This is a genomic window from Polyangiaceae bacterium, assembly GCA_016715885.1.
Lineage (GTDB): Bacteria > Myxococcota_A > Polyangia > Polyangiales > Polyangiaceae > Polyangium.
Window position 1 is genome coordinate 404,721 of sequence record JADJXL010000018.1, and the last position, 14,333, is coordinate 419,053.

Genomic DNA, 14,333 nt, shown 5'->3' on the forward strand with positions numbered 1-14,333 from the left:
CCTTGCCATGCGTCTATATTCGCCACCAACCGCAGCAACCAGAAAGGCGCGGGTGTGTTCTGGCTCGAAGGGCATACCATCACGGAAGTTCTCTTCGAGGGGGACGCGACGACGCTCTATCGCGGATATCGCGATACCGACGGCACTTCCGTTCTGGTCAAGGCGTCGAACGATGACTTCCCCATCGCGCGCGACGTAGCCCTTCTGCGCCACGAATGCGCGATCCTCCAAAGCCTCGACGTGCCCTGCGTCCCGACCGCCTTCGGCCTCGTCCCGTGCCGAAACGGCATTTCGCTCGTCATGTCGGACACCGGCAAACGGCCGCTCACGGAACGCATGCGTCGAGGCCGTCAAGATCTTGGCGCGGCCCTTCGCGTCGGCGTCGCAATCGCTCGAGCGCTCGATCAGGTGCACATCGGCGGCGTGATCCACAAAGACGTTTGTCCTCAAAACATCCTCGTCGAAGAAGGATCGCTCGACGTGGACCTCGTCGGTTTCGGCTACGCTTCGCGGCTGCTCCGCGAAGATCAACGCCTGGCCACCACGCAAATCATCGAAGGATCGCTCGCGTACATGGCGCCCGAGCAGACGGGACGCATCAATCGAGCCATCGATCATCGCGCGGATTTGTATTCGCTCGGCGTCACACTCTACGAGCTGCTCACGGGCGTTTTGCCCTTCACGATGGATGAGCCGCTCGGCCTTTTGCATGCGCACATCGCGCGCGCGCCGGTGCCTCCACACGTGCTCGTGCCCGAGCTTCCGCGCGTCGTGTCGGACATCGTGATCAAGCTGCTCGCGAAGAGCGCCGACGATCGTTACCACCGCGCAGGAGGCGTCGCGACGGACCTCGCCATTTGCGCGAGACAGTGGCAAAACTACCGCGAAATCGACCGATTTGCCCTCGGCGAACGCGATCTCGGCAGCGAGCTGATCCTGCCGGACAAACTCTACGGGCGCGACGTCGAACGCAAGGACCTCGAAGCTGCCTTCGAACGCGCGGCGACGGGTCATCCGGGCTTGGTGGTGATTTCCGGCGCAGCGGGCGTGGGCAAATCGGTCCTCGCCCGTGAGCTCAAGAGCCCCGTGGCCGTTCGAGGCGGTACGTTTGCTGCCGGAAGGCCGGACGAGCTGACGCGGGGCGCTCCGTGTGGCGTGCTTTCCGCGGCGCTTCGGGACCTCGTGCGGCAAATTCTGCAAGGTCCTTCCGAGCCGGCGCGTGTGTTCACGCGCGAGCTACACCGCATGCTCGGGGCAACGGCCGCCGCGCTTTTCGAGATCGTTCCCGAGCTCGAGGACGTCGTCGAAGCGCGTGAGCTGCCAGCGGCGCTGCCCGCGGCCGAATCGAACGCGCGCCTCGCGGTGCTCGTGCGATCGCTCATCGACGCGGCAAGTCGTGAAGGGCCCGTCGTGCTGTTTTTGGACGACATGGATTCGGCCGACGCCGCATCCAAGGACATCGCACGTGCGCTCGTCGTCGATGGCGAATCGCGTCGCTTGTGCGTCGTGATGGCTTGTCGGGACAGACCCACGGCTAGCCGCACGAACATCGTCGATTTGCCCGACCTGCGCCGCGCAGGCGTGTCCATTACCGAAATCCACCTTGGGCCGCTGAGCGCCGTTCACACGCGCGCATTGCTCGCTGACGCCCTGGGCGCTCCCGAAGATCGAGTCATCGATTTGGCCGACGAGCTGACGGCGGCTGCGCATGGTAATCCGTTCTTTCTGCGCGAAGTGCTTCGGGCGCTCCACACCGAAGAGCTCGTCAAGTTCGACTCGCGTGCAGGCAGCTTCAAATGGGACATCGAACGCGTTCGCCAGCGCCTCGGTTCGGCCGATGCGCGCGATTTCGTACGAGATCGAATTGGTTCTCTCCCTGCGCGAACGTCCCACGCACTCGCGGTTGCGGCTTGTCTCGGTACGGCCTTCGATCTCGGCGCGCTGGCCGTGGCCGTCGAGCGTCCGCCGGCGGATGTCGTGCAGGATCTCTGGCCCGCGCTCGAAGCTGGCCTCATCGTTCCTTTGTCGTCGGACTACCGTTTCGCCGATGCGCTGGTCGACGCAGCGCAAGCGAATGGAGCCGACACGCATCGTCGTTCGCCCGATCGATCGTCGTGGGAAGTGCCGTATGCCTTTGCGCACGGGCACGTGCACGACGCCGCGCTGGCGCTCGTACCGCCCGAATCGCGGGCGCACGAGCATTTGCGGATTGGTCGACTGCTCTTGGCAAGCGCTTTTCCGACGAGCGACGGAGGCGGCTTGGCAGCCGTTCGGCAGCTCAACTTGGGGCGCGCCGCGATGCAGTCCGAAGGCGATCGCATATCGCTCGCGCGGCTCGATCTGAACGCCGGAAGGCGTGCGAAGGGTGCCGGGGCACTCGCCGACGCGATGGACTTTTTCAAGCTGGGGCTCGAGGCGCTCGACGCGAAAGAGCCGCACGAGCTGTGGTTTGCCCTGACGTACCAGTTCGGTGAATGCGCCGTGACCACGGGTGCGGCGGAGCTGTCCGCGCGGCATGTGGAAGAGCTGGTTTCGGGGGCCCGCACGGCACTCGAGCGGGCCGAAGCGTGCCGCTTGCGCGTTGCAATGCTCGTGATGCGCGAGAAGCTCGATGAAGCGTTTCGCGCGGGTGTTGCTGGGCTCGAGGAATTGGGCATCCGAATGCCCGAGGACGAAGCGGCGTGGCGCAAGGCGCTCGACGAGGAACGAGCTGCCATCGATCGGAAGCTTGCCGACCGTCCCATTCGTTCGCTCAAGATGGCGCCTCGAGCGACCGATCCTGAAATCGTCGCGACGATGTTTTTCTTGCTCGACCTGTCCGCTCCGGCATTTCTTTCGCGCGTGCCGGCGACGCGGCTCGTCACGGCGGTGCTCGTACGGCTTTCGATCGAGCATGGGAATACGGAAGCGTCGGCGTATGGTTTTGCGGCGTATGGGTTTTTCCTCGCGGCGGATACGAATCGATTCGACGAAGCTCACGCATTTGGTGAATTGGGTTTGGCGCTCGATGAAGAGTTTGGCGAGGGGCGGCTTGCGTGTCGGGTGCGCATCGTTGCGGGGTCGATGCTGCACACCAAGCGTTCCCGTCGCGTGTCGCTTTTTCATTTTCAGCGAGCGGTCGAGCTGGCGGCGACGTCGGGGGATTTGCTGTACGTGTCGCATGCAGCGGGGCACGTCATTGCGACGCGATTCGAGCTCGGGGACGATCTTGCACGTGCGTGCGAAGAGACCGAACGCAGCCTCACGTTCGTGCGTGCCGCATGGGGAGCGCGAGCCGTTACCGATCCTTTCGTGGTGCTGACGCTTCAGGCGGCGCGCTGTTTGCTTGGAAAAACGCGGGACCGCACGAGTTTGTCCGACGACACCTTCGATGCGGAGGCGTTCGTCGCGGCGAGGGCCCTCGTGGGCGATGGGTCGGCCGAGCTTTGGTATTCGGTTCTTCGCGCGCAGATATTCATATTGCATGAAGAATTCGGGGCAGCCGCGCGCGATGCGCTCGTGGCTGAAAAACATTTTGCAGAGTATGAAGGTCAATTCGTCAGCACCGACATTTCGTTTTGGGTAGCGCTTTCGTTGTTACTCGACCGCTCGGCATCCCGCGCGACGCTCGATTCGCGGCTCGCCACGGTCGAGACGCATTTGGCACGATTGGCCGTATTGGCCGAGCATTGCCCGGAGAATTACGAACGCAAGTATTTGCTCGTCGCTGCCGAGCGTGCGCGGGCTGTAGGGGACGAGCTTTCGGCGGTGGAATTGTACGAGCGTGCGGGGCGAGCGGCCACGGAGAGTGGTTCGTCGCGGGACGAGGCGCTCGTCAATGAGCTAGCTGCGCGTTTTCACCTCGAGCGCCGGCGTGACACGCTCGCACGCGCATACATGGGGTCGGCGTATCAGGCGTACATGCGGTGGGGCGCGATTGCGAAGATTGGTGCGCTTCGAGAACGTTATGGGTTTTTGTTGCCGCGCAGGCCAGCGGGGTCTTCCGAAGGGCCGACGCGGGCGACGATCATGCCCGCTCCGCAGGGCCAATACGACATCGAAGCGGTCATGCGGGCAGCGCAAGCCATTGCGGAAGAGCTCGTCCTGGATGTGCTGCTCGACCGAGTCATGCGGGTCATCGTCGAAGCATCGGGTGCCCAGCGAGCGGTCCTGCTCCTCGATCGCGGCGGTGGATTATCGATTGAAGCATGCATGACCATCGATCCCGATCGCGTGCTCGTCGGTTCCGACGCGGCGGCGGCGGTCGGGTGGGAATTGCCGCAATCGATTGTCGAGGAAGTGGAGGTGACGCGTAATCCGGTCGTGGTGGGTGGTATTCGAGGGTTCGACCGTTTTTCGAGGGATCCTTATATCGTCGAAAGGCGTCCGCGTTCATTTCTTTGTTTGGCCTTGGTGCATCGCGGGCGATTGACTGGCATATTGTGCCTCGAAAATCGCCTCGTGGCGGATGTATTCACGGCGGAGCGTATTCAGATTGCCGGCTTTCTTTCGTCGCTCGCGGCCATTGCGCTCGAAAATTCGCTGCTCGTCGCGAGCATTCAGCGCATGAGCGAATCACAAATACGCGCCAACGAGCGGCTCGAAATGGAGGTCCTGGCGCGGACGGAAGATCTCGAGCGGGAGCTCGAACAGCGCAAGGCCGCCGAGCTCGACCGGGAATTGATGCACACGGCGATGTTATCGGCGCAGGCCGAGCGCCTCGCGGAATTGTCGACGCCGCTCTTGCCGATAACGGGTGAAATCATGGTCATGCCGCTGATTGGTATGATCGACCAAGATCGAGCCGAGCAGGTGCTCACGACGGCGCTTGCGGGGGTTTCTTCGAGCAATGCATCCGTGTTGATTTTGGACATCACGGGCGTGCGCAATGCGTCCACCAATGTTGCGAAGACGCTTATCGATGCGACACGCGCGGTGTCGATGCTGGGCGCGGAAGTGGTCATTTCGGGGGTGCGTGCGGCCGTTGCGCATTCGCTGGTGGACGTCGCAGATACGATGCAGGGCATCGTGACGAAAGCGACGCTCGCGGGCGCCGTCGCTCATGCGATGGGACGGGGACGTCGCAAGGGTGGTGGGCGACGGGCGTAATGCGTGCAATTTGAGATGATCTCGAGCGCTCATGCGATACCCTGGCGCGTGCATGATCGGCTCTTGGGCCTTCAGCCCATCATGAACGTCGGTCAAAACCCACGAGTTCGCGAGTAGCGAGTGAGAGGTAACCATGTTCGATAACACTTCCAATGGAACACGATGGGTCCTCATCGCCACCTTCGCGACCGCGATAACCTCACTCCCCGCGTGCGCGCGCACCGGCTTGAACGTCGATGAACACGTCGCCCCCGCAGATCCAGCCGTCGACTGTTCCGCTTGGCCGAACGAGCTATTTCTCACGTATGCGCGCAGTCTTTCTCTCGGCGCCAAGGTGACGGCAATGGCGCTCTACCCGAGCAATGGTGACGGAACATTCGGCAACCGCCAGACCATCGACATGAAAGAGCCTTTTACAGGCGTCGTCGTCGATGATTTCGATGACGACGGCGCGCTCGAAATCCACTTGTGGCTATTGTCGACTGGTGTCGAGTATGTCCTCGATTATGATTGCGCCGAGGGAATGTGGTTCATGACGCCCAACTTTGGCGGCGCCGCGCCTCCACGCCACGATTTCAGCTCGATCGGCGACGTCAACAACGACGGCTACATCGATGTGGTCGGGTGGGTTCCTCCGAAAGATGGCAATGGCCAGCCGAATGACGACGCCCTCGATGTATACGCATCGCTCGGAGGCCCCGGGGGAACCTTTGTTCATCAAAAGAGCGAACTGAATTTAAAAGATACGTTCGTCTATTGGCTCGCTCCAACGCGCCACGTACGCGACATGGACAGCGACGGTTGTGCCGATTTGGTTTACGTCCGATACGACCACGGAGGAGCGGCCAAGTCTACGGTGTATTTGGCAAAAGGCGATTGCACCGGCCGATTTGGCCAACCGAAAAGCATTCTATCGATGCCATTTCCGGGGACGGGCGACGACATCGGCGATCTGGATGGTGACGGGCACATGGACCTCATCGCAGGGCTCGATGACGATGGGGATCCTGGCCAAGTGTGGGTAGCCAAGGGCGACGGCGCAGGGTCTTTGGAGAGCGTGATTCCGGTATTCGACGTCGCCCCCGAGGAGAAAGGTCACGACGGCGCGGGATTTGGAGACGTCTGGCTATATGATTGGGACCATGATGGAAGGCTCGACGTGCTCTCGACCTACTCGACCGGGCCGGGTTTTTCCGGGCCGCAAATCGATATCAGGATGAATCGGGGCAACCTCGAGTTTGGTGCTCCGTCGGTCGTCGGCCCGGCGCCTCTTTCGAGCCAGCAATGGCTCGTGGGCCCGGCGTCGAAATGAAGGTCAGCGACAGCTCGTGGGAACGTTCGCGCCTGCGAGCATCGCGCGGACTTGCCCCAAGAGCGCGCGCCCTTGCGGATTGCTGATGAGCGACCTGCACGTCGCCGCCGCTGCCAAGTAGGAACCTTTCTGCTCGGGCGGCGCCGAATTCGCGTTTTGCGCGAGCGCATCGCAACATGCCTTGAGTCCCGTGGAATCTCCACCGCCGCCCGCCACGCCCTTCACATGACGGAACGTCGAGAACACGCCCGTCGCGTCGCCGCCGTCGGCAAAGCCGCCCAGCGCCAACACCTTCATCGAATCGAATGCCACGTACGCCGTCGTCACTCGAGCATCGCCTTGCTTGCAGTGCCCATCCGCCGCCACGCCCGCAAGCTTGTCCTTGCCGACCGTCACCGTTTCGGCCGGAGCCCATTGGCAATCCGAGTATCCCAATGCCGTCGCGGCCTCCGTCAGCTTCGCCGTCGCCGTCTCGGTCGCTGCGAAGTTGCCAGCAGCCACCGCCGCCTTTTTGTCCGCTGCCGTGGCCGTCGTCCAGATGCCGCTCTTGCCCGCAGTCCACCCCGTCGGCGCCGCGAATGTCGCCTTGCCCGCGGCAATCGCCGAACCACGCGCGCCAGCATCGGGCTCCTTGGCGTCGACTTCCCCTTTGACCCGCGCTGCGACGCCGGCCATGCCCGATTCCGGAACCAGGCTCGTCGTCGGCTTCGGAGGCGGCGTCTCCGCCGTTGCCGACGGCACGACAGCAGCCGACGGCTGAGCAGGCGGCACGTCGTTCGATTCATCCTTTGGGCATCCCGCGAGAACGAAGATCCCGATCAGGGTGAGCGCACCGAGCTTCAATTGGGCTTTCAAGTTTCGCATCCTGGCAAGGGTTTACGTACGATCAAAGGGGTTTTCCCTTCGGGGCCCGGAGGGTATGCCAGGCGGCGCACCACGTCAAGATCCATGTCGTCTTTTTGGCCGCGGCGCTCGAGGACCCGGCGGCCCGCGATCCACGGGAGCCCGACGGCGATGACCGCCGCCACGCGAATGAAATTCGTGCTTCGCGCAATCGGTGCACCACCCGTGACACCGGAACGTTGGCAAATGTCCGCGATCGGCGACGACCGGACCTGGCGATGCCGAAATTGTGTTGGCCCGACAACGATCGAACACTCGGGATGACGATGTTTCGTCGAAAGTCTCTCGTATCGTTACGAATGCAATGGCAATGTATCGCCGTATCGCGGTTCGGCAAGGATCCTGCATTGGGTGCGGTCCCAGAATGAAGGGGCCGTCATGAAAACTTCGCAATGGTTCGGTTTGGCGCTCGCATGCACTCTCGTCTCGGTTCTCGGATGCGGCGGCGACGACGACAAAGCCGTGCTCCAGGCGTCGGGAACCGTCACGGATGCAATCCGCGACTTGCCACTCGAGGGCGCCGTCATCGAAATCAAGCGCAAGGAATGCATCAAACCGAATTGGTTGTCGTCCTGTTCACACTCGATGACCAGTACCGTGACCGGATCCGATGGAACCTATTCGCTCCTTTTCGAGTATCCATCGGCAGGCCAGACGCCCGACACGGCCACCTTCTCGTATCCGAACGAGCATGGGCATTTGTACGAAGTATTCACGCATTCGTTCGATGGCGACTTCCAGGTCCTGCTCGACGTGAAGCTCGCGCCAAAGGAGACGAATTCGCCCGTCATCATCGCCAGCGCAGAAGCCATTTCACGCACCACGGATGTGGAAATCAAATGGGACATGGAATCGAAGCAATGGTTCGACGACGTCATCATTGCGCGCGGTACCGAAGAAAAGCTTCTGGTGGAACCCGTGTGGGGCACGACGTATCCCGTGGGCAGCAGCATTGGATCCTACGAGATCGTGTATGCTGGACCGTTTGCTCCGCTGTTCGTCGGATCTGGCATGTATAGCGACAACTATCGTTTCGTGGACCAAACGGGGCTCAATGAAACGCTCTTGTATTATACGATGTGGGGCACGGATGCGTACGAGATCCATTCCAAGAGGTCGAATGCGGGGCCGGTTTGGACGAAAGACATCGAAGCGCCGGGGCCGGTCACGAACGTGAAACACAATTGGAACAGCCTGACCCAGGTGTTCGAATTGTCTTGGACCAACCCTTCGGATCCGGATTTGTGGGGAATCTGGATTTTGCGTAGCACGGAGGGGCCCGTGGATGGCCTGCTGGAGCCTGGCAAGCAATACATGCTGCACGACGCGGTCGGTAATGCAGAAGTCTGGCGTCTGGGCGACATTGCCAATCAAAGCACGACCGGAGCCGACTTCGCCTCGGGGACCACCGTGTATTTCCGCCTCTTTGCGGCAGACGACGACGAAAACTATGCGCCGCCCATCGATTACGACGTGGCACTGGACTAGCAGCCGGTACGATGCGTATTCATGCAACATGCGCCGCGTCGTTCGAGGGCGCGTGCGCCCGTTGCACATTTGCTGGTAGATGTCGCACATGCAGGGCATCGTGACCAAAGCGACGCTCAAAAACGCAGTCGCCCATGCGATGGCACGAGTCCGTCGCAATGGCGACTGCCGGCGTCGAGCGTTTTGCGCTCAGCGTGAGACGTGCGTGCCCCGCATGCTAGCGAGGGCTCTCGAGCTCACGGCGGATGCCGAAATCAGGATGGCGCCGCCGACGGCCAAAAGGGCTACCAGCATCAGCGTGTACGGCTCGATGCCGAGCAGCGCGAGAATCCCCAAAATGGCCGCGCCGATGCCCACGAGAGACTGCACCGCTGCGGCTCCCTGCACCGCCTCGCGTGCAATTCGTACGCGCCGATCGAAAGGATAGGCTTCCACGAGCGAATTGATCCCAGCGGTCGCACCCGTCGATAGAAGCAGCCCGCCGCCAAACGCAATGACGGCGATGGGTCCAAGTATCAGAGGATAGATATTCAGCAGAATCAGGACGCCGAGCACGACACCTGCCGCACCCGTGAGGAATTCCGCTCCTACGCTTCCGCCGAATTCCGTTTCGTCCGCGCGTCCACCACTTACGCGCGATGCGAGCTGGTTGTAGCGCGATGCCATTGCGCCGCCTGCAAACAGCAGGGCCGCACCGATGGCAATGATGGAAATGGCGATCATCGTCTCGCGGGCGATCCCGGCGAGCCCGAGGACGCAGAGCACCACGGCACCGATGCCGCCCAGGGCTTCCACGATCGAACCTGCCGTGACGATGCGCATGGCTCGTTGTTGACCGTGCCAGCTTGTTTGAGGTGGCTGCGACGCCGACGTATCGATGTCCTTGTTCTCCATGCGAGGTCTCCCCATTTCTTGCGGTTTGGCTCGGCCATCCGCTGGCGCGCTCGGCTGCCTGCGAACGTGCACGCGACCATTGCCCGCTTGGAAGCTCGCACGGGGCGTGCCGCGACCGACGCGGGCAAACAAGCGAAGGATGGGGCAGACGTACGAATCTGATCATTCGATAATCAATGGAATAAAATATATATGCACGAGACGGCTCGACCGATTGACGTCGAGCCTGTCGGCTCGATGATTCCCCGCATGAAGTCGGCGCGAAACAGCATGTGGCGAAGCATGACGTGCATGGTCGTCCTCGTCTGCATCACCGGCTGCGGTACGGCTTCGATGATTGGACGGAGCACGCGCGCGCTCGAAACGACGTCCAAGACGATGAACGAGACGCGCGATGCACTTCGGCAGACCGACGAGGCGCTTCGGCAAACGGACCAGACGATGAACCAATTGGTCGAGTCGCTGGACAAGCTTGGCGCGCCCATGCAAAAGCTTGGAAACCTCGCAGCTCCCATGCGAAACCTTTCGGCGCTCGAACCTTCGATGCAGCAATTGGGAACGCGATTGGAAGGTGTCGAAAATAATTTGCAGCGACTCGAAAGACCCCTCGAAAACGTCGCGGGGCTCATCGGACCCCTCCAGAATGTCGGAGGCCTCGAAGAACCGCTGCAGGACATTGCGTCGGTGGGGCGTGACAAGGGCAAAGTCATGGCTGTCTTGAGTGCCCTTCTCGTGGCATGGATTGGCGCCACCTTCGTGGGCGTGTACCTTGGATTTGCCGTGGGACTGCGCCGCATGCGCCGGCGTGACAAACTCCTCGCACGCCGTCTGCGTGCAAAAGTCGGCAAAGCGACGTAGAAAAACGTTTCGACGAAGGCATTTGGTGATTTGTCCCCGAGCCACCGTCGTCGGGTCGTAAAATCTATCAATGTAGTTGGCAAACCGACGCGGTTCTGGCATTGTCACCCGTCATGAGTGAGCGGGACGAAGGCTTCGTGGACCTGGGTCGACACGCGATTCGCATCGATGGCGACACGCTCACGGTGGCCGTGCGAGGTGTGTTGACGGGCGAAGACATGCGGCAACTGCTGGATCTCTTCGCACGCATCAAACGCGAACATGGATCTCTCTTCGTTCTCTACGACGGCCGGCAATGCACGAGCGTCGACGCGGACGCACGCAAAGCGGCGACCCAAGGCCGTTTCCACGAGAGAGAAGCCGATCTTCGCGTGGCTTTCGGCGTTCCGTACGTCATTCGCACCATCCTCAACATGATCCTTCGCGCGCAAAAAGTGCTGTTCAATCGAGACGTCAAGGTCCATCTCTTCGAGCACGGAAACGAGGCCCATGCGTTCCTCGAAAAGGAACGTGCTCGGATACGCCGAGAAAAAGGCTTGAAAACGTCACCCTGAAGCATCCTGCGCTGGTCAGTTCCCTGTCCGGGTGTAATCGGGGGTTTCGGGGAAGTAATGGGACGCGAAGTCTTGCCCCTCCTTCGGCCAGCGCAAACCCATCTGACGTAGGTGCTCGTTGGCGAATACTCCGTACGGGTCCATTTCCGATACCACGGCTTGGTAACGTGCGCGCTGCTCGCCGTCTCGGTCGAGCTCCGCGAACCGAGCGAACAACGAGGGGCGGTTCTTTCCCAAGTGCAGCCGGGCCGAGTGAAAACGCTCCAGAATGACCCGCACGGCATCGTCGGATGGCTTGAAGTACGCCTCACGAGCTTCGTCGCGGTAGCCGAAAGGCACGAATGTCGGCAGCTCGATATGCGCCAGCGCTTCGCCCTTTTCTACGCCCGGACGAACGCTGTTGCCTGCAATGAACGAGCTCTCGGTCGCGCGATCGAAGCGGACGATGATGCCCGTATAAGGCAGCGTGCGTTGATGTCGATCGAAAATATCATCGATGATCCGCACGATTTCCGGCATATCCCTGGCGCGCACCGAAACCTCGTAATCGATTTGTGAAAAATAAGGTACGGCATATGGAAATCGAGGCAAATTGACGATGCGATGATTCCACCCGACGCCGCGATGGCCCACGTACGTCACTTTGCCGCCGGCATGGGTGGGCTCGATGCCGACGGAATGCTGGTAGCCGCCGAGGATTTGGCGTTCGAGCACGCCTTCGAACCACGGGGACACCGTGGTCCATTGAATGGCCGTCCGCACGAGCGAAAGCTCGACGTCGTGCACGGGAGGCGAAAATAGATAATTCGTGAGTCGCTCGTCGGTGACCGGATCGTCGGTCACGGCCCCGCAGGCGACATGAGCTCGATTGGATTTGAGCATCAAGTTGAGAAAAGCGTAATCGCAGTGGGCAAAAACGTCTGCGATACCTGCGTCGGTCTTGAATTCGTCGAGCTCGTGTTCTTGGAATTCGAGCTGCAATTTGCGGTCCGGAAACACCTCGATGCGCGCTCGAACGACGATCCCCAGCGCGCCGTCGTGTGCGGTGAGCGCGCGCCAGGTATCGGCTGGCGTGTCGAAACGATTGTAGCGGACGATATCGCCTCGCTGGTCGACGAGCTCCACTTCGACCAATTGCTCGCTGATGGTGCTCGGCAGCTTGGTATCCGAGCCGTGCGATCCGGTGGCCATTGCGCCGACGACCGCAATGCCGCCCCAACCCGTGGCATAAGGGCCGAACGAACGTTGCCGGGCGTGCAAGTGTTCGCCGAGTTGCGCGAACGTCACGCCCGGTTCGATGACGACGGTATCGAGCCCTCGCCAGCGTTCCAGCTCGCTCAGGCTCGAAAGCCGTTCGAGGATCACCACGCCGCCGTCGGAGCAGAAACCGAGTCCCGTCGAATGGCCCTGACCGCGGGCTTTCACGCGTTTGCCATTCCGAACGAGCGTCCGCACGGCGCCCTGTACGCTCGCGACGTCACCCGCGACGTGAATCTCGGCATGCTGAGGGCAGCGCGTGATATCGGAATAGAATCCCGATACTCGTGGACGCGATTCGGCGCAATCTCGGCGGCACGTGTCGGGGCTTTCGCCGAACGTGACATCGCACGTGGTATCGCCGCACGTGAACGTCAATAGCGTGAGCCCGTCTTCGCCGAAGCCCGGACCGCTTTCGCACAGGCGGTAGCCGATGAAGAGCGAGGCGCCCATGAGAACGCCGAGCACTACTTTCGCGGCCAAACGAAGCCGCGCCTTGCGGCGAGAAGGGCTACTCACGACCGTATCAGTGCCCCGAAGAGCGGCGTGCGAGCGGGCACGCTTTACAAATGGAAGTCGCCCGCGGCTTCGGGCTGATAGACGAGGCGCACGATGCGGATTTGCGTGTTGCGTCCGTTTGGCAGTGGCCATTCGATGGTTTGACCGACGCGCAATCCGAGCAACGCGCTGCCGATGGGCGCGAGGACCGAGACGCGCTGGTTCGCGATGTCCGCCTCGCGCGGATAGACCAAGGTGATTTCGCGCTGCGCGCCGCTCTGCAGGTCTTCGTAGACCACGCGCGAGTTCATTGTGACGACGTCGCTCGGGACCTCGGGCGCCTCGACGATGGTTGCGCGGCAAAGCTCCTGGTCGAGGTCGTCCGCGGCGACTTCCTGCGCCTCTGGCAGCGTGCAGAGCAGGGAGCGCAGGCGCGAGAAGTCCGGCTTGGTGACGATGAGCTGAGGCTGGTTTTGCATGAGGTTCCTCGCTGGCTGCGTGTGGCTGCGTGTGATCGGGAGCGCGGTTCGGGCCCGAAACGCTGGGTGAAGAGCCCAGCATAGCCTCGCCCGAGCGGAGAAGCCACTCGCAAAGTGTCCAGGGTAGATTCCATGGGGGACCGGCGGATTGGCTTACACGATGACGGTGTCGAGCGAGAAAGTACCACTTACGACCGCATCAATGCCCACGCACCTCTCGTTCGATCGTCTCGCCTTCGTCGCAAAGGATGAGACTCGAGAACAGCAGCACTTTCTGTCGAGCTCGCGAGGAAAGGCATCGAGCGGGCGGAGGGCATCGCGCACGGAGGTTATCGATTCAGGTTCCTCTTCGTCGAGCATGGCGAGCACCTTTGTCGCGTAATCGACGATGGCGCGGCCCATCATCCGCACGTGGTCATTGAGGTTCACGTTGGTCGCATCGTCGCGGCGCATGAGGGATTGGACCATGGCGCCGTAGGCAGCATGTTGTTGACGGATGTGGGCGTATTCATGGCCCCCGCCCGACTCGATATGCCGGACTCAACAGACCGGATGGCTCAGCTTCTGAATAAATGGGCGACACGAAGTGGGTAGGCTTGGATCAAAAGCGAACCAACGCGGTTATTCATTGACGCTCGACTGGCCCATCGAGAAGCTTCATACGCTCTGCAATCGCGGCGAGGCGATTTTTTCGTTGATTCTTTGTCTCGGTCTCGGCGCGCTCGAGTCCTTCTATGCCCGCGTGTCCACAAGCCCCGGGGCGAGCATCCTCTGGCGGGCCGAGCGGATCGTATACGATGGGCATTGGGCATCCTGTGCGGTTTGCGACATCGAAAACGTCCCGCACCCCGAGGGTCAACACGAGAGTTGGCCCGGTCCGAAAGGACCGCGCCTGTTCAACCGTAGTATGAGCGTGGTCCCACACAGAGACGCGTATCGGTTTCCCGTGTTGCTTCGCGTGCTCCTTATCAGTCGTGGAAGGATTTAGGATAGCCCAATCTG

At 61.6% G+C, this 14,333-nt stretch carries 10 protein-coding genes; 5 read left to right on the forward strand and 5 right to left on the reverse strand.

What is annotated here, in order from left to right:
* Nucleotides 1-54: 54 nt before the first annotated feature.
* Both IPM54_22780 and IPM54_22785 read left to right on the forward strand, forming a co-directional pair.
* Nucleotides 55-5,088 (forward strand): AAA family ATPase, encoded by a 5,034-nt coding sequence (locus IPM54_22780; GenBank protein MBK9262616.1) that lies wholly within the window; start codon nt 55-57, stop codon nt 5,086-5,088.
* Nucleotides 5,089-5,221: 133 nt separating this feature from the next.
* Nucleotides 5,222-6,400: a VCBS repeat-containing protein gene (locus tag IPM54_22785; protein MBK9262617.1), complete on the forward strand. Its 1,179-nt coding sequence runs from the start codon at nt 5,222-5,224 to the stop codon at nt 6,398-6,400.
* Between the two features lie 3 nt (nt 6,401-6,403).
* On the opposite strand, the gene IPM54_22790 is transcribed toward IPM54_22785, so the two are convergent.
* Complete coding sequence (locus IPM54_22790; protein ID MBK9262618.1) at nt 6,404-7,264, reverse strand: hypothetical protein; 861 nt, start codon at nt 7,262-7,264, stop codon at nt 6,404-6,406.
* Between the two features lie 417 nt (nt 7,265-7,681).
* On the opposite strand from IPM54_22790, the gene IPM54_22795 reads away from it, so the two are divergent.
* Nucleotides 7,682-8,791 (forward strand): hypothetical protein, encoded by a 1,110-nt coding sequence (locus IPM54_22795; protein MBK9262619.1) that lies wholly within the window; start codon nt 7,682-7,684, stop codon nt 8,789-8,791.
* Nucleotides 8,792-8,980: 189 nt separating this feature from the next.
* Here the strand turns inward: IPM54_22795 and IPM54_22800 are convergent, their stop codons facing one another.
* The gene (locus tag IPM54_22800) at nt 8,981-9,685 is read right to left on the reverse strand and encodes a hypothetical protein (GenBank protein MBK9262620.1); all 705 of its coding nucleotides are present in this window, start codon (nt 9,683-9,685) and stop codon (nt 8,981-8,983) included.
* 249 nt (nt 9,686-9,934) lie between these two features.
* On the opposite strand from IPM54_22800, the gene IPM54_22805 reads away from it, so the two are divergent.
* Entirely contained in the window at nt 9,935-10,543 is a 609-nt protein-coding gene (locus IPM54_22805; GenBank protein ID MBK9262621.1) for a hypothetical protein, read from the forward strand.
* A 113-nt stretch (nt 10,544-10,656) separates the two neighbouring features.
* Nucleotides 10,657-11,097 carry an STAS/SEC14 domain-containing protein gene (locus IPM54_22810; GenBank protein MBK9262622.1) on the forward strand — a complete coding sequence of 147 codons (441 nt, stop codon included), beginning with the start codon at nt 10,657-10,659 and terminating at the stop codon, nt 11,095-11,097.
* Nucleotides 11,098-11,112: 15 nt separating this feature from the next.
* Here the strand turns inward: IPM54_22810 and IPM54_22815 are convergent, their stop codons facing one another.
* The 3 genes from IPM54_22815 to IPM54_22825 form a co-directional block, all read right to left on the reverse strand.
* Nucleotides 11,113-12,873 carry an FAD-binding oxidoreductase gene (locus IPM54_22815; GenBank protein ID MBK9262623.1) on the reverse strand — a complete coding sequence of 587 codons (1,761 nt, stop codon included), beginning with the start codon at nt 12,871-12,873 and terminating at the stop codon, nt 11,113-11,115.
* A 44-nt stretch (nt 12,874-12,917) separates the two neighbouring features.
* Nucleotides 12,918-13,331: a nucleoside diphosphate kinase regulator gene (gene rnk / locus IPM54_22820; GenBank protein ID MBK9262624.1), complete on the reverse strand. Its 414-nt coding sequence runs from the start codon at nt 13,329-13,331 to the stop codon at nt 12,918-12,920.
* A 153-nt stretch (nt 13,332-13,484) separates the two neighbouring features.
* Nucleotides 13,485-13,799, reverse strand: a complete 315-nt coding sequence (locus tag IPM54_22825) for a hypothetical protein (GenBank protein MBK9262625.1) — start codon at nt 13,797-13,799, stop codon at nt 13,485-13,487.
* Between the last annotated feature and the right edge of the window lie 534 nt (nt 13,800-14,333).

What these genes read in the sequence shown, in the direction of transcription:
- IPM54_22785 (MBK9262617.1), top strand. Translation starts at nt 5,222, where the DNA reads ATGTTCGATAACACTTCCAATGGAACACGATGGGTCCTCATCGCCACC.
- IPM54_22790 (MBK9262618.1), bottom strand. Translation starts at nt 7,264, where the DNA reads ATGCGAAACTTGAAAGCCCAATTGAAGCTCGGTGCGCTCACCCTGATC.
- IPM54_22795 (MBK9262619.1), top strand. Translation starts at nt 7,682, where the DNA reads ATGAAAACTTCGCAATGGTTCGGTTTGGCGCTCGCATGCACTCTCGTC.
- IPM54_22800 (MBK9262620.1), bottom strand. Translation starts at nt 9,685, where the DNA reads ATGGAGAACAAGGACATCGATACGTCGGCGTCGCAGCCACCTCAAACA.
- IPM54_22805 (MBK9262621.1), top strand. Translation starts at nt 9,935, where the DNA reads ATGAAGTCGGCGCGAAACAGCATGTGGCGAAGCATGACGTGCATGGTC.
- IPM54_22810 (MBK9262622.1), top strand. Translation starts at nt 10,657, where the DNA reads ATGAGTGAGCGGGACGAAGGCTTCGTGGACCTGGGTCGACACGCGATT.
- rnk (MBK9262624.1), bottom strand. Translation starts at nt 13,331, where the DNA reads ATGCAAAACCAGCCTCAGCTCATCGTCACCAAGCCGGACTTCTCGCGC.
- IPM54_22825 (MBK9262625.1), bottom strand. Translation starts at nt 13,799, where the DNA reads ATGGTCCAATCCCTCATGCGCCGCGACGATGCGACCAACGTGAACCTC.